The 21,585-nt window shown below is 72.7% G+C and carries 20 protein-coding genes; 2 read left to right on the top strand and 18 right to left on the bottom strand.

The window, feature by feature from the left end; all coding sequences use genetic code 11:
• Positions 1-169: 169 nt before the first annotated feature.
• Positions 170-685 (top strand): hypothetical protein, encoded by a 516-nt coding sequence (locus ACZ6AQ_RS20075; RefSeq protein ID WP_468760945.1) that lies wholly within the window; start codon positions 170-172, stop codon positions 683-685.
• A gap of 86 nt (positions 686-771) precedes the next feature.
• Here ACZ6AQ_RS20075 and ACZ6AQ_RS20070 read toward each other — a convergent pair whose 3' ends face one another.
• The 14 genes from ACZ6AQ_RS20070 to pyrR form a co-directional block, all read right to left on the bottom strand.
• Entirely contained in the window at positions 772-2,904 is a 2,133-nt protein-coding gene (locus ACZ6AQ_RS20070; protein WP_468760944.1) for a primosomal protein N', read from the bottom strand.
• A 92-nt stretch (positions 2,905-2,996) separates the two neighbouring features.
• Positions 2,997-4,205: a methionine adenosyltransferase gene (gene metK / locus ACZ6AQ_RS20065; protein WP_468760943.1), complete on the bottom strand. Its 1,209-nt coding sequence runs from the start codon at positions 4,203-4,205 to the stop codon at positions 2,997-2,999.
• Between the two features lie 277 nt (positions 4,206-4,482).
• The gene (gene coaBC / locus ACZ6AQ_RS20060; RefSeq protein ID WP_388698556.1) at positions 4,483-5,694 is read right to left on the bottom strand and encodes a bifunctional phosphopantothenoylcysteine decarboxylase/phosphopantothenate--cysteine ligase CoaBC; all 1,212 of its coding nucleotides are present in this window, start codon (positions 5,692-5,694) and stop codon (positions 4,483-4,485) included.
• Between the two features lie 140 nt (positions 5,695-5,834).
• Positions 5,835-6,107: a DNA-directed RNA polymerase subunit omega gene (rpoZ, locus tag ACZ6AQ_RS20055; RefSeq protein WP_005319902.1), complete on the bottom strand. Its 273-nt coding sequence runs from the start codon at positions 6,105-6,107 to the stop codon at positions 5,835-5,837.
• A 53-nt stretch (positions 6,108-6,160) separates the two neighbouring features.
• Positions 6,161-6,733: a guanylate kinase gene (gene gmk, locus ACZ6AQ_RS20050; RefSeq protein WP_468760942.1), complete on the bottom strand. Its 573-nt coding sequence runs from the start codon at positions 6,731-6,733 to the stop codon at positions 6,161-6,163.
• Positions 6,734-6,805: 72 nt separating this feature from the next.
• Positions 6,806-7,129: an integration host factor gene (locus ACZ6AQ_RS20045; RefSeq protein WP_030008746.1), complete on the bottom strand. Its 324-nt coding sequence runs from the start codon at positions 7,127-7,129 to the stop codon at positions 6,806-6,808.
• A gap of 328 nt (positions 7,130-7,457) precedes the next feature.
• Positions 7,458-8,309, bottom strand: a complete 852-nt coding sequence (gene pyrF / locus ACZ6AQ_RS20040; protein WP_468760941.1) for an orotidine-5'-phosphate decarboxylase — start codon at positions 8,307-8,309, stop codon at positions 7,458-7,460.
• On the bottom strand, positions 8,306-9,415 hold the full coding sequence (locus ACZ6AQ_RS20035) for a quinone-dependent dihydroorotate dehydrogenase (protein ID WP_468760940.1): 1,110 nt from the start codon (positions 9,413-9,415) through the stop codon (positions 8,306-8,308). The genes pyrF and ACZ6AQ_RS20035 overlap by 4 nt, the downstream gene beginning before the upstream one ends.
• 79 nt (positions 9,416-9,494) lie before the next feature.
• Positions 9,495-12,803 carry a carbamoyl-phosphate synthase large subunit gene (carB, locus tag ACZ6AQ_RS20030; protein WP_468760939.1) on the bottom strand — a complete coding sequence of 1,103 codons (3,309 nt, stop codon included), beginning with the start codon at positions 12,801-12,803 and terminating at the stop codon, positions 9,495-9,497.
• Positions 12,796-13,944 carry a glutamine-hydrolyzing carbamoyl-phosphate synthase small subunit gene (carA, locus tag ACZ6AQ_RS20025; RefSeq protein WP_468760938.1) on the bottom strand — a complete coding sequence of 383 codons (1,149 nt, stop codon included), beginning with the start codon at positions 13,942-13,944 and terminating at the stop codon, positions 12,796-12,798. The genes carB and carA overlap by 8 nt, the downstream gene beginning before the upstream one ends.
• Complete coding sequence (locus ACZ6AQ_RS20020; RefSeq protein ID WP_468760937.1) at positions 13,941-14,525, bottom strand: PH-like domain-containing protein; 585 nt, start codon at positions 14,523-14,525, stop codon at positions 13,941-13,943. The genes carA and ACZ6AQ_RS20020 overlap by 4 nt, the downstream gene beginning before the upstream one ends.
• Positions 14,522-15,808 carry a dihydroorotase gene (locus ACZ6AQ_RS20015; RefSeq protein ID WP_468760936.1) on the bottom strand — a complete coding sequence of 429 codons (1,287 nt, stop codon included), beginning with the start codon at positions 15,806-15,808 and terminating at the stop codon, positions 14,522-14,524. The genes ACZ6AQ_RS20020 and ACZ6AQ_RS20015 overlap by 4 nt, the downstream gene beginning before the upstream one ends.
• 2 nt (positions 15,809-15,810) lie before the next feature.
• Complete coding sequence (locus tag ACZ6AQ_RS20010; RefSeq protein WP_388698348.1) at positions 15,811-16,800, bottom strand: aspartate carbamoyltransferase catalytic subunit; 990 nt, start codon at positions 16,798-16,800, stop codon at positions 15,811-15,813.
• Between the two features lie 85 nt (positions 16,801-16,885).
• The gene (gene pyrR, locus ACZ6AQ_RS20005) at positions 16,886-17,464 is read right to left on the bottom strand and encodes a bifunctional pyr operon transcriptional regulator/uracil phosphoribosyltransferase PyrR (protein WP_468760935.1); all 579 of its coding nucleotides are present in this window, start codon (positions 17,462-17,464) and stop codon (positions 16,886-16,888) included.
• Positions 17,465-17,707: 243 nt separating this feature from the next.
• Between pyrR and bldD the strand changes: the two genes are divergently transcribed.
• The gene (bldD, locus tag ACZ6AQ_RS20000) at positions 17,708-18,208 is read left to right on the top strand and encodes a transcriptional regulator BldD (RefSeq protein ID WP_030355502.1); all 501 of its coding nucleotides are present in this window, start codon (positions 17,708-17,710) and stop codon (positions 18,206-18,208) included.
• 167 nt (positions 18,209-18,375) lie between these two features.
• On the opposite strand, the gene nusB is transcribed toward bldD, so the two are convergent.
• The 4 genes from nusB to ACZ6AQ_RS19980 all read right to left on the bottom strand — a co-directional run bounded on the left by nusB (position 18,376) and on the right by ACZ6AQ_RS19980 (position 21,525).
• The gene (nusB, locus tag ACZ6AQ_RS19995) at positions 18,376-18,813 is read right to left on the bottom strand and encodes a transcription antitermination factor NusB (RefSeq protein ID WP_388698352.1); all 438 of its coding nucleotides are present in this window, start codon (positions 18,811-18,813) and stop codon (positions 18,376-18,378) included.
• 2 nt (positions 18,814-18,815) lie between these two features.
• Positions 18,816-19,382, bottom strand: coding sequence for an elongation factor P (gene efp, locus ACZ6AQ_RS19990; RefSeq protein WP_388698355.1), 567 nt, complete (start codon positions 19,380-19,382; stop codon positions 18,816-18,818).
• 49 nt (positions 19,383-19,431) lie between these two features.
• On the bottom strand, positions 19,432-20,544 hold the full coding sequence (locus ACZ6AQ_RS19985; protein WP_468760934.1) for an aminopeptidase P family protein: 1,113 nt from the start codon (positions 20,542-20,544) through the stop codon (positions 19,432-19,434).
• 66 nt (positions 20,545-20,610) lie between these two features.
• A complete protein-coding gene (locus ACZ6AQ_RS19980) occupies positions 20,611-21,525 on the bottom strand; it encodes an AAA family ATPase (RefSeq protein WP_468760933.1) in 915 nt (304 codons plus the stop codon).
• Between the last annotated feature and the right edge of the window lie 60 nt (positions 21,526-21,585).

The raw sequence follows: 21,585 nt of genomic DNA, 5'->3' as shown, positions 1-21,585 counted from the left end.
TCCGGCGGAGGGGGCGTACGGGAGGGCGGGCGCCCCTCGCGCGTGCGTATACGCCCCCGTAGCGTGACCCAACTCCCCGTGGCGCGTTGGTCAAGGGAGATTGACCCAAACGGGCCGCCGTTCCCCCTCGTGGCCCGCCCCATCAAACGCCGGTTCGAGAGGCTTTCACATGGCCGACCACGCAACCCACGACGCCCAAGCCCGGGCGAGTCTGCACCTGCTCGTGCGGGACATCGAGCGGGTCCGGCGGCAGGTGGACGCGCTGCGCACGCTCACGGCCCAGCTGGGCAATGTCTACCGCCCTCGCCGCTCCGGCCCGTCGACGGGCTTCGTCGTCTACGGGCGCGCGCCCGCCCCCACCGTACGCCTCGCCCAGGAGCTGCGGGACAGCGTCGAGACCCTGGTGACGGCGGCGGTCGACTTCGACCGCTCGCTCGGGTTCTCGTGGGACGCGGTGGGTTCCGCGCTCGGGGTCACCAAGCAGGCCGTCCACCGCCGCTACGGCGCCCGCCGGGCGTCCCGGCAGAGCGCTCCCGTGCAGCAGGAGCACCCGGAGCCGGACGACACCCGTCCCGTTCCGACGGTCCCCGCCGCCCGTTCGATGCCGCCGCAGCCCTCCTCGGGCGGCTCCGCCTTCCGCGAGGACCCTCGCCCGTCCGTCCTCCCCGCACCCCGCAACGTCTGACGCCACGCCCGGTCCACGAGACACGACGGCCGCCCGCCCCGCAGGGGACCCGGGCGGCCGTCTCGCGCCCGGACGGGGGCGGCGCGTCAGCCGATGTCCGGCGGGTCCACCCGGATGCGCACGGGGTCCCCGCCGCCGCGTGCGAGGCGGGCCGCCCGGGCCTGTTTGAGCGCGGCCGCCAGGGCCGCCCCGCTCCCGGGCGGAACCCGGACCAGGGCGCGGTCCCACTGCTCGCCCGGCGGCGGGTCACCGGGGCGGCGGGCCGCCCCGGGACGGACCACGGGCAGCGGCACCGGACCCAGGACCTCGGCGTCGGCGGGCAGTCCGGCCGACGCCAGGAAGCCTTCGACGGCCTCCGGCGGACCGGTCACCGCCGCCATCCGGGAGACCGGCGGGAAGCCCAGCTCGGCGCGTTCGGCCAGCTCGCGCCGGGCGTGCCCGACCGGGTCCCAGCGCACGAGCGCCTGCACGGGGCGCAGGGTCGGTTCGGCGACCACGACGACGGTGCCGCCCTCGGCCTGTCCGCGCACGAGCGAGGCCGCGTCGATCCAGCGGCGCAGCGCCTCCTCACCGGCGCGCAGGTCGGGCCGGCCGAGCATGGCCCAGCCGTCGAGCAGCAGCGCGGCCGCGTAGCCGCCCTCGGCGACGGGTTCGGCGCCGGGGGTGGAGACGACGAGCGCGGGCCGTCCGGGCACCACGTCCAGGACGTGGTCCCGTCCCGAGGTGCGGATCGGCACCGCGGGGAACGCCCGGCCCAGCTCCTCCGCCGTCCGCCGCGCGCCGACGACCTGGGCGCGCAGCCGGGCCGAACCGCACTCCGCGCAGTGCCAGTCCGGGTCGTCCCGGCCGCACCAGCCGCAGCGCAGCTCCCGCTGTCCGGGGGCTTCGAGCGGCCCGGCGCAGTGCCGGCAGCGGGCGGGCGTGCGGCAGCGCTCGCAGGACAGCCTCGGCACGTACCCCCGGCGGGGCACCTGGACGAGCACCGGTCCGGTCTTCAGCCCCTCCCGTACGGTCTGCCAGGCCAGCGAGGGCAGCCGGGCCGCGCGGGCGGCCTCGTCGCGGGCGAGTTCGCCGTCGCCGACGGTGCGGATCAGGGGGGCGGCCGCGCGGACCTGCTCGCGTCCGGCGGTCAGCGCCCCGGCCCAGCCGGACGCGACGAGCTGGGCGGCCTCGACCGTGCAGCCGGTGCCGCCCAGGAGGAAGGCGCACCGGTCGTGGGCGGCGCGCAGCAGGAGTACCTCGCGCGCGTGGGGCTGCGGGGCGTGCGGTTCGCTGTGGCTGCCGTCGCCGTCGTCCCAGATGACGACGAGCCCGAGGTCGCGCACGGGGGCGAACATCGCGGCCCGGGTGCCGACGGCGGCCCGGACCGCTCCGCGCCGTACGGCGAGCCACCGCTCGTACCGCTTCTCGGGCCCCGCCTCGGCGGTGAGCAGCACGTGCCGGCCCTCGCCCAGGGCCTCGTTCAGCGCCGTGTCGACCCGGCCGGCGGCCCGCCCGTCCGGGACCACGACCAGGGCGCCCCGGCCCGAGGCGAGGGTCGCGGCGACGGCGCGGGCGATCTCCCCGGCCCAGTGGGGTCCCGGCAGCGCGTTCCACACCGCCCGGGGCGTCCCGCCGCGCGCGAGGGATTCCAGGAACGCCGGTCCCCGCTCGTACCGCGTCCAGCTCCCCGGCTCCGGCGGTCGCGGCGGCGGCAGCGGCTCCGGCGAGGGGCGGCTCTCGGCGCGGGCGCTGCGCGGCGGCACGGCGAGCTGGAGCACGTCCGCGAGGCTGCCCGCGTACCGGTCGGCGACGGCCCGGGCGAGGCCGAGGAGTTCCGGTCCGAGGACCGGCTCCGGGGAGACGACGTCGGCGAGCGCGGCCAGGGGGCCGGAGTAATCGGAGGTGGCGCGGCGCTCGACGAGGAAGCCGTCGATCAGCCGTCCGCCCTCCCGGCGCCCGTTCTTCACCTGGTGCGCCCCGGCCCCGAACCGCACGCGCACCCGCACTCCGGGCCGGGCGGCCCCGTCCAGCTCCTCGGGGACCGCGTAGTCGAAGAACTGGTCGAGGTGGAGCGCCCCCTTGTTGACCACGACGCGGGCGACGGGCAGCTCCTTGGCCACCGGAGCCCCCCGCCACGTCCGCGGCTTGGCGCGCGGCACCTTCGCCTTCCGCACGGTCTCGCGGATGAGCGCGAGCTGCTCGGGTTCGTCGGAGGGCTTCTCGTTCTGGCTGCTCACCGCCCCATACCTACCAGACGCCACCGACAGGCCGGACGGACCGGAGCCCGGCACCCCCTGGGGTGCCGGGCTCCGTCGCGCGCTTCCGGGGTTTACAGTCCGGCGGCGTTCTTGAGGGCGTCGACGCGGTCGGTGCGCTCCCAGGTGAAGTCGGGCAGCCCACGGCCGAAGTGACCGTAGGCGGCCGTCTGCGCGTAGATCGGGCGCAGCAGGTCCAGATCACGGATGATCGCGGCCGGACGCAGGTCGAAGACCTCACCGATCGCGTGCTCGATCCGCTCCGGCTCCACCGTGTGCGTCCCGAAGGTCTCCACGAACAGACCCACCGGCTCGGCCTTGCCGATCGCGTAGGCCACCTGCACCTCGCAGCGCGCCGCCAGACCCGCCGCCACCACGTTCTTCGCCACCCACCGCATCGCGTAGGCCGCCGAACGGTCCACCTTCGAGGGATCCTTGCCCGAGAACGCCCCGCCACCATGCCGGGCCATCCCGCCGTAGGTGTCGATGATGATCTTCCGGCCGGTCAGGCCCGCGTCACCCATCGGACCGCCGATCTCGAACCGGCCCGTCGGGTTCACCAGCAGCCGGTAACCCTCCGTGTCCAGCTTGATCCCGTCCTCCACCAGCCGCGCCAGCACGTGCTCGACGACGAACTCACGGATGTCCGGGGCCAGCAGCGACTCCAGATCAATGTCCGAAGCGTGCTGCGAGGACACCACCACGGTGTCCAGACGCACCGCCTTGTCACCGTCGTACTCGATGGTGACCTGCGTCTTGCCGTCCGGACGCAGATAGGGAATGGTCCCGTTCTTGCGGACCTCGGTCAGCCGCCGCGAGAGCCGGTGCGCGATGTGCACCGGCAACGGCATCAGCTCCGGCGTCTCGTCCGACGCGTAACCGAACATCAGACCCTGGTCCCCGGCCCCCTGCCGGTCCAGCTCGTCCTCATCGCCCTCGACCCGCTTCTCGTACGCGGTGTCCACACCCTGGGCGATGTCCGGCGACTGCGACCCGATCGACACCGACACACCGCACGAAGCGCCGTCGAAGCCCTTCTTCGAGGAGTCGTACCCGATCTCCAGGATCTTGTTGCGCACCAGGGTGGGAATGTCCGCCCACGCCTTGGTGGTCACCTCACCGGCCACATGCACCAGACCGGTCGTGATCAGCGTCTCCACCGCCACGCGCGAGGTCGGATCCTCACGCAGCAACGCGTCGAGAATGGTGTCGCTGATCTGGTCAGCGATCTTGTCGGGATGTCCCTCGGTGACGGACTCCGAGGTGAACAGACGACGGGACACAACGCTCCCTGGGGTTGCAGCGGCTGCTGGCTACTCTGGCTCGGACCGGCAGGGGGCTGCGCCCCTCGACGTTCCGCGAACAGTCTATCGGTCGTGGTCGGGCAATGGACCAGGTGTCTCGCCCGGCGGATGCTCTCGGGTTTCGGAACCGGTCCCCGGTGGGGCACCGATACCCGCGCCGCCGGGGCGTGAATCACCCGGGAGGAGGCGCTTTCCGCCGCCTCCCGGGTGACGCGGAGCGACGGCCCGCCGCACCCCGGATCGTTCCGGCCGCGTCTCAGACCGTGGGACGCAGCCGGGGCAGGACCAGGTCCCAGACCGTCTCGGCGAGCGCTTCCTTCGGCCCGTACGGCACGGGGGTCTCGGTGCCGTCGGCGGCGAGGACCACGGCCTCGTTCTCCTCGGAGCCGAAGGTCCTGCGCTCCCCCACCTCGTTGACGACGAGGAGGTCGCACCCCTTGCGGCGCAGCTTCTCGCGCCCGTTGGCGAGGACGTCGTCGGTCTCGGCGGCGAAGCCGACGACCACCTGCCCGGGCAGTGCCCGGCCGGCGGCCAGTTCGGCGAGGATGTCGGGGTTGCGGACGAGTTCGACGACGGGGGCTCCGTCGTCGCCCTTCTTCTTGATCTTGCCGGGGGCGTAGACGGCGGGCCGGAAGTCGGCGACCGCGGCGGCCATGACCACGGCGTCGGCGTCGGCGACGGCCCCGAGGACGGCCTCGCGGAGCTGGAGGGCGGTGCCGACGCGGACGACGTCGACGCCGGCCGGGTCGGGCAGGCCGGTGTTGGCCTCGACCAGGGTGACCCTGGCCCCCCGGGCGGCGGCGGTGCGGGCGAGGGCGTAGCCCTGCTTCCCGGAGGAGCGGTTGCCCAGGTAGCGGACGGGGTCGAGGGGCTCGCGGGTGCCGCCCGCGCTGACCACGACGTGGCGGCCGGCGAGATCGGGGACGGTGGCGCCCCGGGCGAGGACGCGGCGGCAGACCTCGAAGATCTCGCCGGGGTCGGGGAGCCGGCCCTTGCCGGTGTCGACGCCGGTGAGGCGGCCGACGGCGGGCTCGACGACGACGGCGCCGCGGCGGCGCAGGGTCGCCACGTTCTCCCGGGTCGCCGGGTGCTCCCACATCTCGGTGTGCATGGCGGGGGCGAAGACGACGGGACAGCGCGCGGTGAGCAGCGTGTTGGTGAGGAGGTCGTCGGCGAGGCCGTGGGCGGCCTTGGCGAGCATGTCGGCGGTGGCGGGGGCGACGACGACGAGGTCGGCGTTCTGGCCGATCCGCACGTGCGGCACCTCGTGGACGGACTCCCACACCTCGGTCGAGACGGGGTTGCCGGAGAGCGCCGACCAGGTGGCGGCCCCGACGAAGTGCAGGGCGGAGTCGGTCGGCACGACCCGGACGTCGTGGCCCGACTCGGTGAGCCGGCGGAGCAGCTCGCACGCCTTGTAGGCGGCGATGCCGCCGGTGACGCCCAGAACGACCTTCGGCTTTGCCACGACTTCCACGACTCCCCGCACTCGGATCCCGCACTCGGACACGCACGCGGATGCGTACGGCTCCATGAGACACCACGGGCCCGGCGGATGTTCCGCCGGGCCCGTGGTGGCACGTCTTGCAAGCGCTGCGCGCTTCCTGCTTACTGCGCGGGGCCCTCGATGGCCTCGGACGTCAGCAGACCCGCGTTGATCTCGCGCAGGGCGATCGAGAGCGGCTTCTCGTGGACGTGGGTGTCGACGAGCGGACCCACGTACTCCAGCAGGCCCTCGCCGAGCTGGGAGTAGTACGCGTTGATCTGACGCGCGCGCTTGGCCGCGTAGATCACGAGGCTGTACTTCGAGTCCGTGGCCTCGAGCAGCTCGTCGATCGGCGGGTTGATGATGCCCTCGGGCGCGGTGATGGAAGAGGACACGCTCTACCTTCCGAAGATGGAAAAAGATCAGACAAGCCGTTGGGAACCGGGGATCATTCCCCAGAAGTCAACAGCATCAACGTTAGCAGCTCGCGGGCCACGTCCTCGACGGAGGTGTTGACAAGGGTGGTGTCGAACTCCGACTCCGCGGCCAGTTCGACCTTCGCGGCGCCCAGACGGCGCTCGATGACCTCGGACGACTCGGTGCCGCGGCCGGTGAGGCGGCGGACCAGCTCCTCCCAGCTCGGCGGGGCCAGGAAGACCAGCCGGGACTCCGGCATGGAGTCCTTGACCTGGCGGGCGCCCTGGAGGTCGATCTCCAGGAGGACCGGCTCGCCGGAGTCCAGCCGATCGAGGACGGCGGCGCGCGGGGTGCCGTAGCGGTTGCCCGCGAACTCGGCCCACTCGAGGAGCTCACCGTTGGCGATCAGCTTGTCGAACTCGTCGTCCGTCACGAAGAAGTAGTGGACGCCGTGCTTCTCGCCGGGGCGCGGCTTCCGTGTCGTCGCCGACACCGAGAGCCAGACCTCGGGGTGGACCTTGCGCATATGCGCGACGACCGTGCTCTTGCCGACCCCTGAGGGGCCGGAGAGCACGGTCAGCCGCGGACGTACCTCTGCTGCCATGCGGCGATTATTCCAGTGGTTCACCCCTGCTTGCGCGGGGAGGAGGCCGCATGCCGGGAATGCCCCGAAAGGTCAGGCTCCGGTGGAACCGAACTCGCGCTCCAGGGAGGCGATCTGGTTGGAGCCGAGACCGCGCACCCGGCGGCTCTCGGAGATGCCGAGCCGCTCCATGATCTGCTTGGCGCGGACCTTGCCCACGCCCGGCAGGGACTCCAGGAGCGCGGAGACCTTCATCTTGCCGATGACGTCGTTCTCCTGGCCGGTCTTGATGACCTCCTGGAGGGAGGCTCCGGAGTGCTTGAGTCGATTCTTGACCTCGGCCCGCTCCCGGCGAGCCGCGGCGGCCTTCTCGAGCGCGGCAGCGCGCTGTTCAGGGGTAAGGGGCGGAAGAGCCACGCCTACGTCACCTCGGATGTCGATCTGTCGGATACGGACCGGTGAGGAACCAGTGCCCCACACCAGTGGAGCGACGCCCAACGGAGTGGTCGCTGAACGCCTGCTCTGCCCCGGAGACTAGCGGCCGAGGCCGCTCCAGTCAGCGAGAAAGAAGGAAAAGTCCTGGTCAGCATCGATCGACCAGGACTTTTCCGGCATAACGACCCGCTTTTGAGCCAAGTTTTCGTCAAGGAGCGGAACGACCGGGCGAAACCTCCGCCCCCTCACCCCCCGGACCGGGCCCGATCCGCTCCGACCTGCGGATTGGCCGGCGGGACCCGGACGGAGGTCACACGGCGACGGCCGCGCGGATCTCGTCCGCGTACCGGAGCGCCGCGTCGCGCAGGGCGGTCGCGTCCGGGCCGTGCCGCAGCACCCCCCGGCTGACGTTCGGGACGACGTCGCGGACCGCCGCGCCGAAGACGGCGGGGAGGTCGGCGGGGGTCGCGCCCTGGGCGCCGATGCCGGGGGCGAGGAGCGGACCGTTGATGTCCAGGTCGAAGGAGGACAGGTCGCCGAGGGTGGCGCCGACGACCGCGCCGAAGGAGCCCATGGGGGTCTCCCCCGCGTTCTCCTCGGCCAGGTGGGCGAGCATCGTCGCGGCGACCGTGCGGCCGGCCGGGTCGTCGGTGCGGACGGCCCGCTGGACCTCGCCGCCCTCCGGGTTGGAGGTGAGGGCCAGGACGAAGAGGCCGGCGCCGGACTCCCGGGCCAGGTCGACGGCCGGCTTCAGGGAGCCGTAGCCGAGGTACGGGGAGACCGTGAGCGCGTCGGAGAAGAGCGGGGAGCCCTTCCGCAGGAACGCCTCGGCGTAGGCGGCCATCGTGGAGCCGATGTCCCCGCGCTTGGCGTCCATGACGACCAGGCCGCCCGCCGCGCGCAGGTCGGCGACGGCGCGTTCCAGGACGGCGACGCCGCGCGAGCCGAAGCGCTCGAAGAAGGCGGACTGGGGCTTGAAGACGGCCACGGTGCCGGCGAGGGCCTCGACGACGGTGAAGGTGAAGCGCTCCAGGCCGGCGATGTCGTCGCCGAGGCCCCAGGAGTCCAGCAGGGCGGCGTGCGGGTCGATGCCGACGCAGAGCGGGCCGCGCTCGTCCATGGCGGAGCGCAGGCGGGCGCCGAAGGAGGGGGTCGGGGTCACGGGGCGGCCTTTCGGTTGTCGGCGCCGACGGCCTCGGCGAGGGTGGCGTACGGGGAGGCGGCGAGGCGCGCGGCGAGGCCCTTGTGGATCGCGCGGGCGTAGAACGGGCCCTCGTAGATGAAGGCGCTGTAGCCCTGGACGAGGGTGGCGCCGGCGAGGATGCGCCGCCAGGCGTCCTCGGCGTTCTCGACGCCGCCGACGCCGATCAGGACCAGGCGGTCGCCCACGCGCGCGTGGAGGCGGCGCAGGACCTCCAGGGAACGCTGCTTGACCGGGCGGCCGGACAGCCCGCCGGTCTCCTTGATCAGCTCGGGCGCGGACCTCAGGCCGAGGCCCTCGCGGGCGACGGTGGTGTTGGTGGCGATGATGCCGTCGAGGCCGAGTTCCAGGGCGAGGTCGGCGACCGCGTCCACGTCCTCGTCGGCCAGGTCGGGGGCGATCTTGACCAGCAGCGGGACCCGGCGGTCGGTGACCGTGCGGTCGGCGGCCTCCCGCACGGCGGTCAGGAGCGGGCGCAGGGAGGCGGTGGCCTGGAGGTTGCGCAGGCCGGGGGTGTTCGGGGAGGAGACGTTGACGACGAGGTAGTCGGCGTGGGCGGCGAGGCGCTCGGTGGACTTCACGTAGTCGGCGGCGGCCTCGGCCTCGGGGACGGTCTTGGTCTTGCCGATGTTGACGCCGACGACGGTCCGGAAGACGGGGTTGCGGGCGGCGAGCCGGGCGGCGACGGCGGCGGAGCCCTCGTTGTTGAAGCCCATGCGGTTGATCAGGGCGCGGTCCGGGACGAGCCGGAAGAGGCGCTTCTTCGGGTTGCCGGGCTGGGCCTCGCCGGTGACGGTGCCGATCTCGACGTGGTCGAAGCCGAGCATCGCCATGCCGTCGACGGCGACGGCGTTCTTGTCGAAGCCGGCGGCCAGGCCGAAGGGCCCGTGCATGCGCAGGCCCAGTGCCTCGGTCCGCAGCTCCTCGTACCGGGGGGCGAGGGCGGCGGCGACGAAGGTGCGGAGCACCGGGACGCGGGCGGCCAGGCGGATCCAGCGGAAGGCCAGGTGGTGGGCCTTCTCGGGGTCCATCCGCTTGAAGACCAGGTGGAAGAACAGCTTGTACATCGTCCGGAATATCCCTTGTTCGGTCATGAAGAGGGGGACACCGCGCGGTGGTCGGTGTCCCCCTTCTCCGTACGGGCTGCTAGTCGCGGGCCGCGGTCAGGTGCTCGGCGTGCTCCTGGAGGGAGCGCACGCCGACGCCGCCGTGGTGGAGCGCGTCGATGCCCTGGACGGCCGCGGCGAGCGCCTGGACCGTGGTGAGGCACGGGACGCCGCGCGCGACCGCGGCCGTACGGATTTCGTAGCCGTCGAGGCGGCCGCCGGTGCCGTACGGGGTGTTGACGATGAGGTCGACCTCGCCGTCGTGGATGAGCTGGACGACGGTCTTCTCGCCGTTCGGGCCCTCTCCCTCGCTGAGCTTGCGCACGACCGTGGCGTTGATGCCGTTGCGCTTGAGGACCTCGGCGGTGCCGGAGGTGGCGAGGAGTTCGAAGCCGTGGGCGACGAGCTCGCGGGCCGGGAAGATCATCGAGCGCTTGTCCCGGTTGGCGACCGAGATGAACGCGCGGCCCTTGGTGGGCAGCGGGCCGTAGGCGCCGGCCTGCGACTTGGCGTACGCCGTGCCGAAGACGGAGTCGATGCCCATGACCTCGCCGGTGGAGCGCATCTCCGGGCCGAGGACGGTGTCGACGCCGCGCCCGTGGATGTCGCGGAAGCGGCTCCACGGCATCACGGCCTCCTTGACGGAGATCGGCGCGTCGAACGGCAGGGTCCCGCCGTCGCCGTTCCGGGGCAGCAGGCCCTCGGCGCGCAGCTCGGCGACGGTGGCGCCCAGCGAGATGCGGGCGGCGGCCTTCGCGAGCGGGACGGCGGTCGCCTTCGAGGTGAAGGGGACGGTCCGGGAGGCGCGCGGGTTGGCCTCCAGGACGTACAGGATGTCACCGGCCATGGCGAACTGGATGTTGATCAGGCCGCGGACGCCGACGCCCTTGGCGATGGCCTCCGTGGAGGCGCGCAGCCGCTTGATGTCGTGGCCGCCGAGGGTGATCGGGGGCAGGGCGCAGGCCGAGTCGCCGGAGTGGATGCCGGCTTCCTCGATGTGCTCCATGACGCCGCCGAGGTACAGCTCGTGGCCGTCGTAGAGCGCGTCCACGTCGATCTCGATGGCGTCGTCCAGGAAGCGGTCGACCAGGACCGGCCGGGTGGGGCTGATCTCGGTGGACTCCGCGATGTACGACTCCAGGCGGGCCTCGTCGTACACGATCTCCATGCCGCGCCCGCCCAGCACGTACGACGGGCGGACCAGGACGGGGTAGCCGATCTCGTCCGCGATGGCCTTGGCGTCCGCGAAGGTGGTGGCGGTGCCGTGCTTGGGGGCCGGGAGGCCGGCCTCGGCGAGGACCCGTCCGAAGGCGCCGCGGTCCTCGGCCGCGTGGATGGCCTCCGGAGAGGTGCCGACGACCGGCACGCCGTTGTCCTTGAGCGCCTGGGCGAGACCCAGCGGGGTCTGGCCGCCGAGCTGGACCACGACGCCGGCGACGGGGCCGGCGAGCGTCTCGGCGTGGACGATCTCCAGGACGTCCTCCAGGGTGAGCGGCTCGAAGTAGAGCCGGTCGGAGGTGTCGTAGTCGGTGGAGACGGTCTCCGGGTTGCAGTTGACCATCACGGTCTCGTAGCCCGCGTCGCTCAGGGCGAAGGAGGCGTGGACGCAGGAGTAGTCGAACTCGATGCCCTGGCCGATGCGGTTCGGGCCGGAGCCCAGGATGATCACGGCGGGCTTCTCGCGCGGCGCGACCTCGCTCTCCTCGTCGTAGGACGAGTAGAAGTACGGGGTCCTGGCCGCGAACTCGGCGGCGCAGGTGTCGACCGTCTTGTAGACCGGGCGGACGCCGAGGGCGTGCCGGACCTCGCGGACGACGTCCTCGCGCAGGCCGCGGATCTCCGCGATCTGGGCGTCGGAGAAGCCGTGGCGCTTGGCCTCGGCCAGGATCTCCGGGGCGAGCTTCTCGGCGGCGGCCAGCTCGTCGGCGATCTCCTTGATCAGGAAGAGCTGGTCGACGAACCACGGGTCGATCCTCGTGGCGTCGAAGACCTCCTGCGGGGTGGCCCCGGCGCGGATGGCGGCCATGACGGTGTTGATCCGGCCGTCGGTCGGGCGGACGGCCTCGCGCAGCAGCTCCTCCTTGTCGCCGGGGTCGCCCACGAAGGTGAACTGCGAGCCCTTCTTCTCCAGGGAGCGCAGGGCCTTCTGGAGCGCCTCGGTGAAGTTGCGGCCGATCGCCATGGCCTCGCCGACCGACTTCATGGTGGTGGTCAACGTGGAGTCGGCGGCGGGGAACTTCTCGAAGGCGAAGCGCGGGGCCTTGACGACGACGTAGTCGAGCGAGGGCTCGAAGGACGCCGGGGTCTTCTCCGTGATGTCGTTCGGGATCTCGTCCAGCGTGTAGCCGACGGCGAGGCGGGCCGCGATCTTGGCGATCGGGAAGCCGGTCGCCTTGGAGGCGAGCGCCGACGAGCGGGAGACGCGCGGGTTCATCTCGATGACGATGATCCGGCCGTCGGCCGGGTCGATCGCGAACTGGATGTTGCAGCCGCCGGTGTCGACGCCGACCTCGCGGATGATCGCGATGCCGATGTCGCGCAGCCGCTGGTACTCGCGGTCGGTGAGCGTCATGGCCGGGGCGACGGTGATCGAGTCGCCGGTGTGGACGCCCATCGGGTCGAAGTTCTCGATGGAGCAGACGACCACGACGTTGTCGTTCTTGTCGCGCATCAGTTCCAGCTCGTACTCCTTCCAGCCGAGGATGGACTCCTCCAGGAGCACCTCGGTGGTGGGCGAGAGGGTCAGGCCCTGGCCGGCGATGCGGCGCAGCTCCTCCTCGTCGTGGGCGAAGCCGGAGCCGGCGCCGCCCATGGTGAAGGAGGGGCGGACGACGACGGGGTAGCCGCCGAGCGTCTCGACGCCCGCGAGGACGTCGTCCATGGAGTGGCAGATGACCGAGCGGGCGGACTCGCCGTAGCCGATCTTGGCCTTGACGGCCTCCACGACGCCCTTGAAGAGGTCGCGGTCCTCGCCCTTGTGGATGGCCTCGACGTTGGCGCCGATGAGCTCCACGCCGTACTTCTCCAGGACGCCCTGCTCGTGCATGGAGATCGCGGTGTTGAGCGCGGTCTGGCCGCCGAGGGTGGGCAGGAGGGCGTCGGGGCGCTCCTTGGCGATGATCTTCTCGACGAACTCGGGGGTGATCGGCTCGACGTACGTGGCGTCGGCGATCTCCGGGTCGGTCATGATCGTGGCCGGGTTGGAGTTGACCAGGATCACCCGCAGGCCCTCGGCCTTGAGGACCCGGCACGCCTGGGTGCCGGAGTAGTCGAACTCGGCTGCCTGGCCGATGACGATCGGGCCGGAGCCGATGACCAGGACGGACTGGATATCGGTGCGCTTAGGCACGCTCGGCCTCCATCAGGGAAGTGAAACGGTCGAAGAGGTACGCGGCGTCGTGCGGGCCCGCGGCCGCCTCGGGGTGGTACTGGACGGAGAAGGCCGGCCGGTCGAGCAGCCGGAGCCCCTCCACGACGCCGTCGTTCAGGCAGACGTGGGAGACCTCGGCACGCCCGTAGGGGGTGTCGGAGACCTCGTCGAGGGGGGCGTCGACGGCGAAGCCGTGGTTGTGCGCGGTGACCTCGACCTTGCCGGTGGTGCGGTCCTGGACCGGCTGGTTGATGCCCCGGTGGCCGTACTTCAGCTTGTAGGTGCCGAAGCCGAGGGCGCGGCCCAGGATCTGGTTGCCGAAGCAGATGCCGAAGAGCGGGGTCCCCCGCTCCAGGACGGCCCGCATCAGGGCGACGGGTCCGTCGGCGGTGGCCGGGTCGCCGGGGCCGTTGGAGAAGAACACCCCGTCGGGCCGGACGGCGTAGACGTCCTCGGCGGTGGCGGTGGCGGGCAGCACGTGGACCTCGATGCCGCGCTCGGCCATCCGGTGCGGCGTCATGCCCTTGATGCCGAGGTCGACGGCGGCGACGGTGAACTTCTTCTCGCCGATCGCGGGGACGACGTACGTCTCCTTGGTGGCGACCTCGGCGGAGAGGTCCGCGCCCTTCATCCCGGGCTGTTCCCTGACCTTGGCGAGCAGGGTCTCGTCGCGGACGCCGGCGCAGGCGTCGCCGGAGAAGATGCCGACGCGCATGGCGCCGCGTTCGCGCAGGTGGCGGGTGAGGGCGCGGGTGTCGACGCCGGAGATGCCGACGACTCCCTGGCGCTCCAGCTCCTCGTCGAGGGAGCGGCGGGCGCGCCAGTTGGAGGAGACGCGGGCGGGGTCGCGGACGACGTAGCCGGAGACCCAGATGCGGCCGGACTCGGGGTCCTCGTCGTTGACGCCGGTGTTGCCGACGTGCGGGGCGGTCATGACCACGACCTGGCGGTGGTACGACGGGTCGGTGAGGGTCTCCTGGTAGCCGGTCATGCCCGTGGAGAACACGGCCTCGCCGAAGGTCTCCCCCACGGCCCCGTAGGAGCGGCCGCGGAAGATGCGGCCGTCCTCCAGGACGAGTACGGCGGGAGCCTGGGCGGCTCCCCTGGTGGAGGTCGTCATCGTGCGCCTTCCGTTGCGTTGGTCATGGAGTTGACGGTCTCGACCCAGGCGGCGTGCTCCGCCGCGCGGTCGGACCGGAAGCCGGAATCGAGGAGTTCGCCGCCGTGCTCCCAGGTGATGATCAGGAGGCCGCCCTCGGTGAGGACCTTGCCGGCGATGCCCTTGTCGAGGCGGGCTCCGCGCAGGGCGGCGGCCGGGAGGAAGAAGTCCCGCGCCCCGGGGCGCACGACCGTGATCCCGGCGTCGGTGAGGGTGAGCTCGACGCGGCTGCGGACGCCCAGGCCGTGGGCGACGATCCGGTCGAGCCACTGCCCGGCGGTGGTGGAGCCGTGGTAGCGCCCGTGGAGGGTCAGTCGCGCCTCTCCGGTCCGCTCCGGCGCTCCGGGCAGTTCCGGGAGGCCGGACTGGAGGCTGCCGCGCCACTTCCATCCCTGGCGCATCAGCCAGTACACGAAGGCGACGAAGAGCAGCAGTCCGGCGACCCAGCCGAGCCGTCCGGCCCAGTCGGTCACCTCCGCCGACTTCTGGTCGGCGGCCTCCGCGGCGATTGCTCCCGCGGCGATTGTGATGAGTGGTGTCACGCCAGCTTCCCGTCCACGACCGTTGCCCGGCCCCGCAGGAAGGTGTGGGTGACGCGTCCCGGCAGCTCGCGCCCCTCGTACGGGGTGTTGCGGCTGCGGGAGGCGAAGTCCGCGGGGTCCACGACTCCACGGTAAGCCGGATCGACCAGCGTCAGGTTCGCGGGCTCACCGGGTGAGACGGGGCGTCCGTGGCCCTCGGCCCGGCCGATGCGGGCGGGGGCGAAGGACATGCGGTCGGCGACGCCCGCCCAGTCGAGGAGGCCGGTCTCGACCATCGTCCGCTGGACGACGGAGAGGGCGGTCTCCAGGCCGACCATGCCCATGGCGGCGGCGGCCCACTCGCAGTCCTTGTCCTCGTGGGGGTGCGGGGCGTGGTCGGTGGCGACGATGTCGATCGTGCCGTCGGCCAGCGCCTCGCGGAGCGCGAGGACGTCCTTCTCGGTGCGCAGCGGCGGGTTGACCTTGTAGACGGGGTTGTACGAGCGGACCAGCTCGTCCGTGAGGAGGAGGTGGTGCGGGGTGACCTCGGCGGTGACGTCGATGCCCCGGGACTTGGCCCAGCGGACGATCTCGACGGAGCCGGCGGTGGAGAGGTGGCAGATGTGGACGCGGGAACCGACGTGCTCGGCGAGGAGGACGTCGCGGGCGATGATCGACTCCTCGGCGACGGCGGGCCAGCCGCCGAGGCCGAGCTCGGCGGAGACGACGCCCTCGTTCATCTGGGCGCCCTCGGTGAGGCGGGGCTCCTGGGCGTGCTGGGCGACGACGCCGCCGAACGCCTTCACGTACTCCAGGGCGCGGCGCATGATCACGGCGTCGTCCACGCACTTGCCGTCGTCGGAGAAGACGGTGACGCCCGCGGCGGAGTCGTGCATGGCGCCGAGCTCGGCGAGCTTCCTGCCCTCCAGGCCGACGGTGACGGCGCCGATGGGCTGCACGTCGCAGTAGCCGGACTCCTTGCCGAGGCGCCAGACCTGCTCGACGACGCCGGCGGTGTCGGCGACCGGGTGGGTGTTGGCCATGGCGAAGACGGCGGTGTAGCCGCCGGCGGCGGCGGCGCGGGTGCCGGTGAGGACGGTCTCGGAGTCCTCGCGGCCGGGCTCGCGCAGGTGGGTGTGGAGGTCGACCAGGCCCGGCAGGAGGATCTGTCCGCCGGCCTCGATCACGGTCGCGCCCTCGGCGGAGAGCCCGGTGCCGACCTTCGCGACGGTCTCGCCGTCGATCAGGACGTCCTGCGGCTCGCCGCCCAGTACCTTCGCGCCGCGGATAAGGATCTTGCTCATGGTTACTTGTTCTCCTCGGTGCGCGCGGCGGGGGTGGTGGTGACGGCGGGCTCGGAGCCGCCAAGGAGCAGGTAGAGCACGGCCATGCGGACGGACACGCCGTTGGCGACCTGCTCGACGACCGTGCAGCGGTCGGAGTCGGCGACCTCGGCGGTGATCTCCATGCCGCGGACCATGGGGCCGGGGTGCATCACCAGGGCGTGCTCGGGCATCTTCGCCATCCGCTCGCCGTCGAGGCCGTAGCGGCGCGAGTACTCGCGCTCGGTGGGGAAGAAGGCGGCGTTCATCCGCTCGCGCTGCACGCGCAGCATCATCACCGCGTCGGACTTCGGCAGCACGGCGTCGAGGTCGTACGAGATCGCGCAGGGCCAGCTCTCGACGCCGACGGGGACCAGGGTCGGCGGGGCCACCAGGGTGACCTCGGCACCGAGGGTGTGCAGCAGGTCGACGTTGGAGCGGGCGACGCGGCTGTGGAGGACGTCGCCGACGATCGTGACGCGCCGCCCGGCCAGGTCCCGTCCGAGTCCGGCGTCCCGGCCGACGAGGCGGCGGCGCATGGTGAAGGCGTCCAGGAGGGCCTGGGTGGGGTGCTGGTGGGTGCCGTCGCCGGCGTTGACGACGGGGGCGTCGATCCAGCCGGAGGTGGCGAGGCGGTACGGGGCGCCGGAGGCGCCGTGCCGGATGACGACCGCGTCGACGCCCATGGCCTCCAGGGTCTGGGCGGTGTCCTTGAGGGATTCGCCCTTGGAGACGCTGGAGCCCTTGGCCGCGAAGTTGATCACGTCGGCGGAGAGGCGCTTCTCGGCCGCCTCGAAGGAGATCCGGGTCCGGGTGGAGTCCTCGAAGAAGAGGTTGCAGATGGTGCGGCCGCGCAGGGTCGGCAGCTTTCTGATGGGGCGGTCGGCCACCCGGGCCATCTCCTCGGCGGTGTCGAGGATCAGTACGGCGTCGTCGCGGGTGAGGTCGGCGGCCGAGATGAGGTGACGCATCATCGGGGTTTCTCTCCGTGGTGGGGAGGCGTGAGGGCATGCGGGGGCACAGGGGGGTGCCCCGGCCCCGGCGGAAGGGCCGGTCCGGCTAGGAGGCGGGCTTGGAGCCGAGCAGGACGGTGTCGCGACCGTCCTCCTCGGCGAGCAGGACCTTGACCGTCTCCCGCAGCGACGTGGGGAGGTTCTTGCCGACGTAGTCGGCGCGGATGGGCAGCTCGCGGTGGCCGCGGTCGACGAGGACGGCGAGCTGGACGGCGCGGGGGCGGCCGATGTCGCCGAGGGCGTCGAGGGCGGCGCGGATGGTCCGGCCGGAGAAGAGGACGTCGTCCACGAGGACGACGAGGCGTCCGTCGACGCCGTCGGCGGGGATCTCGGTGCGGCCGATGGCGCGGGCCGGCTTCATCCGCAGGTCGTCCCGGTACATGGTGATGTCGAGGGAGCCGACGGGAATCTCGGTGCCGGTGATGGAGGCGAGCTTCTCGGCGAGCCGGCGGGCGAGGAAGACGCCGCGGGTGGGAATGCCGAGGAGGATCACGTCGTCGGCGCCCTTGGCGCGCTCGACGATCTCGTGGGCGATGCGGGTGAGGACCCGCGCGATGTCGGGGCCTTCGAGAACGGGCCGCGCGTCGTCGCCGTACTGCTGCTGGGTGTCCAGCCGGGTGTCCATGGGAAACGGACCTCCTTCTCCGCCTCACGGGACGGCTCTTAAAGGACGTCTGACTTGCGCGTCAACTCTACCAGGGGTGGTGCGGCGCCCCTCGCGCACCCCCGTGCTCCCCCGGGCGCCGTCCCCCGGGAGGGGGCGGTACGGACCTTTCGGCTTGACGGGTGGGTGTAACGCTGCGTAACCTCACAGTGAGTTACCAGCCGCGCGGCGCAGCCGCATGTCGTCACAGCGTCCGGGAGCGTTATGTCCAGCGAATACGCCAAGCAGCTCGGGGCCAAACTCCGTGCCATCCGCACTCAGCAGGGTCTCTCGCTCCACGGGGTGGAGGAGAAGTCCCAGGGCCGTTGGAAGGCCGTGGTGGTCGGCTCGTACGAGCGCGGCGACCGTGCCGTGACCGTGCAGCGCCTCGCCGAGCTGGCCGACTTCTACGGGGTGCCGGTGCAGGAGCTGCTGCCGGGCACCACGCCGGGCGGGGCCGCCGAGCCGCCGCCGAAGCTGGTCCTGGACCTGGAGCGCCTGGCCCACGTCCCCCAGGAGAAGGCCGGCCCCCTCCAGCGCTACGCGGCGACGATCCAGTCGCAGCGCGGCGACTACAACGGCAAGGTGCTGTCGATCCGCCAGGACGACCTGCGCACGCTCGCCGTCATCTACGACCAGTCCCCCTCGGTCCTCACGGAGCAGCTGATCAGCTGGGGCGTGCTGGACGCGGACGCGCGGCGCGCGGTCGCCCACGAGGAGGGCTGACCCCCTCCGGGGTCGGCAGAAACGTACCGCCGGGGCCCGTGGACGTCATCGACGTCCACGGGCCCCGTGCCGTTGCGGCCCCCGCCCCCGGGAACGGCCCCGGAGCACGCCGAAGGGCCCGCGGCAGCAGGTGCCGCGGGCCCTTCGGCCGCCGGGGGACGGGGGACTCAGGCGTCCGCGTCCCGGCGCAGGCGCGGCTTCAGGTCCTTGAAGCGCGCCAGCAGGCCGTTGACGAAGGCCGGGGACTCGTCGGTGGAGAACTCCTTGGCGAGCTGCACCGCCTCGTCGATCGCGACCGCGTCCGGCGTACCGTCCTCCCAGATCAGCTCGTACGCGCCGAGGCGCACGATGTTCCGGTCGGCGGCGGGCATCCGGTCGAGGTCCCAGTCCACCGCGTAGGTGGCGATGAGCTCGTCGATCCGCGCCACGTGGGACGCGTACCCCTCCACCAGCTGCATGGTGAACTCGTTCACCGGCGGCTGCCGGTCGTCCGTCCGGGCGTGCCGGACCTGGTCCGCGAGGACCTCCTGGACGGAGGCGCGGCGCTGGTCGGCCTCGAAGAGGATCTGGAAGGCGCGCTTGCGGGCCTTGCTCCGGGCGGCCACGGTTAGTCGTTCACCCGGCCGAGGTAGTCGCTGGTGCGCGTGTCGACCTTGATCTTCTCACCGGTGGTGATGAAGAGCGGGACCTGGATCTCGTGACCGGTCTCCAGCGTGGCGGGCTTGGTGCCGCCGGTGGAGCGGTCGCCCTGGACGCCCGGGTCCGTGTGCTGGATCGTCAGCACGACGGCGGCCGGCAGCTCGACGTAGAGCACCGAGCCCTCGTGCTGCGCGACGGAGGCGGTGAAGCCCTCGACGAGGAAGTTGGCGGCGTCGCCGACGGCCTTGCGGTCGACGTGCAGCTGGTCGTAGGTCTCCATGTCCATGAAGACGAAGTAGTCGCCGTCCATGTAGGAGAACTGCATGTCGCGGCGGTCGATGGTGGCCGTGTCGACCTTCACGCCCGCGTTGAAGGTCTTGTCGACGACCTTGCCGGACAGCACGTTCTTGAGCTTGGTGCGCACGAAGGCCGGGCCCTTGCCGGGCTTGACGTGCTGGAACTCGACGACGGACCAGAGCTGGCCGCCTTCGAGCTTGAGCACCATGCCGTTCTTGAGGTCGTTCGTGGAAGCCACGGTTGCGGAATCTCCTGGACTGACGTGGGACCGGGGAGGCGTACGCGCCTCACAGCGCGAGCAGCTCCTTGGTCGTGATGGTGAGTAGCTCGGGTCCGCCGTCCGCCTCCTGGCGCACGACGAGCGTGTCATCGATCCGGACTCCGCCCCGGCCCGGGAGGTGGACCCCCGGTTCGACGGTGACCGGCACACAAGCGTCCAGTTTACCCATGGCCGAGGGCGACAACTGCGGGTCCTCGTCGATTTCCAGTCCCACCCCGTGCCCGGTGAGGGGTACGGCGGTCTCCGCGTGCCCCGCCGCCTTCAGTATCCGGCGGGCCGCCCGGTCCACGTCCCGGTACTCGGCGCCGGGCACCAGGGACTCCCGCGCGGCCCGCTGAGCGGCGAAGACGAGTTCGTACAGGTCGATCTGCCAGTCGGCGGGAGCGGTTCCGATGACGAAGGTGCGGCCGATCTCGCACCGGTAGCCGCGGTAGTCGGCGCCGAGGCAGACGGAGAGGAAATCGCCCTCCTCAACCCGGCGGTCGGTGGGCCGGTGGCCCCGGCGGCCGGAGTGCGGGCCGGTCGCCACCGAGGTGGGGAAGGCGGCCCCGTCGGCGCCGTGGTCCACGAGCCGGCGCTCCAGTTCCAGGGCGAGGTGCCGTTCGGTCCGTCCCACCAGGATCGATTCCAGGAGTTCCCCGAGGGCCTGGTCGGTGATCTCGGCGGCGATCCTGAGGCAGGCGATCTCGTCCTCGTCCTTGACGATCCTGAGCTGCTCCACGGCGCAGGCGAGGTCGGTGAGGCGCGGTCCGGGCGCGACGGCGCCCATCGCCCGGTGGCGGGCGACCGTCAGGTGGTGCTCCTCGACGGCGAGCGCGTCGGCGCCCGCGCGGCGGGCGAGGCCGACGGCCGTGACGGCCGGGTCCCCTCCCCCGGTGGGCAGGACCTGCTGCCGGAGCAGTTCGTCGATCCGTCCGTCCGCCGGTTCACCCCCGGCCGCGACGGGGCGGAGCAGGACGTCCGCCTCCGGCTCCGGGCCGACGAGCAGGACGGATCCCGGCGGGGAACCGCCCGCGAGATAGCGGACGTTGGCGGGGCGGGAGACCAGGGCCGCCGGGCTGCCCGCGGCCGCGCACCGGTCGCGCAGCCGTACACGGCGGTCCGCATACACCTCTGACATGCTCCGAGCCTACGAGGAGCGGGCCGCGGCGGCCTGTTCAGGGCGGCCGACCGGGCGGGACCCGGGTCACCAGGCGGGCGGGCTCGCGATCGCGCGGGCGAGGACGTCGTCCAGGACGCGGGCGGTGGTCTCGACGTCGTACGTGGAGTTGTCGATGATCGGCAGGCCCGAGCCGTACCAGCCGGCCATCCGGCCGTGGATGGCGGCGACCTCCTCGTCCGAGAGGCGCCGGTTGCCGCTGCGCTCGGCGTTGCGCTCCAGGACGACCTCCAGGCCGGGCAGGAGGACGACGGGCAGCAGGCCGGGGCCGACGTGCCGCTTCCAGCCGCCGAGGCCGACGACGGGCCGGTCCGGGAAGACCGCGTCGTCCACGATGCAGGAGATGCCGTTGGCGAGGAAGTTGCGCGCGGCGAAGCCGCAGGTGCGGCGGGCGAGCCGGTACTGCGCCTCGGAGTGCTCGTTCCACCCGGACCGCGGGTCGGCGAAGCCGGAGCAGACCCACTCGCGCACGTCGTCCAGGCTGATGTGGGCGGTGGGCACGCGGCGGCGCCGCGCCCAGTGCCGGGCGACGGTCGTCTTGCCGGCGCCGGCCGGGCCTATCAGCAGCACGGCGAGGGTGGCGGCGCCGGTCCCCGCGCCGTGCTCCGCGGCCGGCGCGGCGGGCGAAAGCGGCACCTGTCCGGTGGGGTCGCCCGGGTGCGGGGCCCCGGGGGGCACCGGCCCGGCGACCGGGGGCGGCGGTACGGGCCCCGGCGCGCCGGACGCCGGGACCGGCGGGGCGTACGGGAGCCCGGGGGCCCCGCCCGGGGGGACGGGGTGGACACCGGGCAGGGGACGGACGTCCGGCCCCGGGTGCGGGGCGGCGCCCCGCGCTACGGGCGGCGGTCCGCCCCTGGTGCCGTCCCCCGCCGCGGGAACGGGGCCGGAGGCCCCGCCCGGCCGCCCGTGCGGTGGCGGCGGGCCCCCCACTGCGTGCTGCATCCGGTGCCACTCCGTCTCGTACGCCTGATGTCCTCCGGGGTCGGTCGTGTACCCCGGACG

It is taken from the genome of Streptomyces sp. NPDC041191, assembly GCF_055591945.1.
The sequence above is the reverse complement of the archived record's forward strand: the minus strand, read 5'-3'. Positions and strand labels throughout refer to the sequence as shown.

What these genes read in the sequence shown, in the direction of transcription:
- ACZ6AQ_RS20075 (WP_468760945.1), top strand. Translation starts at nt 170, where the DNA reads ATGGCCGACCACGCAACCCACGACGCCCAAGCCCGGGCGAGTCTGCAC.
- gmk (WP_468760942.1), bottom strand. Translation starts at nt 6,733, where the DNA reads ATGGCAGCAGAGGTACGTCCGCGGCTGACCGTGCTCTCCGGCCCCTCA.
- ACZ6AQ_RS20035 (WP_468760940.1), bottom strand. Translation starts at nt 9,415, where the DNA reads ATGTACAAGCTGTTCTTCCACCTGGTCTTCAAGCGGATGGACCCCGAG.
- carA (WP_468760938.1), bottom strand. Translation starts at nt 13,944, where the DNA reads ATGACGACCTCCACCAGGGGAGCCGCCCAGGCTCCCGCCGTACTCGTC.
- ACZ6AQ_RS20015 (WP_468760936.1), bottom strand. Translation starts at nt 15,808, where the DNA reads ATGAGCAAGATCCTTATCCGCGGCGCGAAGGTACTGGGCGGCGAGCCG.
- ACZ6AQ_RS20010 (WP_388698348.1), bottom strand. Translation starts at nt 16,800, where the DNA reads ATGATGCGTCACCTCATCTCGGCCGCCGACCTCACCCGCGACGACGCC.
- pyrR (WP_468760935.1), bottom strand. Translation starts at nt 17,464, where the DNA reads ATGGACACCCGGCTGGACACCCAGCAGCAGTACGGCGACGACGCGCGG.
- bldD (WP_030355502.1), top strand. Translation starts at nt 17,708, where the DNA reads ATGTCCAGCGAATACGCCAAGCAGCTCGGGGCCAAACTCCGTGCCATC.
- ACZ6AQ_RS19985 (WP_468760934.1), bottom strand. Translation starts at nt 20,544, where the DNA reads ATGTCAGAGGTGTATGCGGACCGCCGTGTACGGCTGCGCGACCGGTGC.
- ACZ6AQ_RS19980 (WP_468760933.1), bottom strand. Translation starts at nt 21,525, where the DNA reads ATGCAGCACGCAGTGGGGGGCCCGCCGCCACCGCACGGGCGGCCGGGC.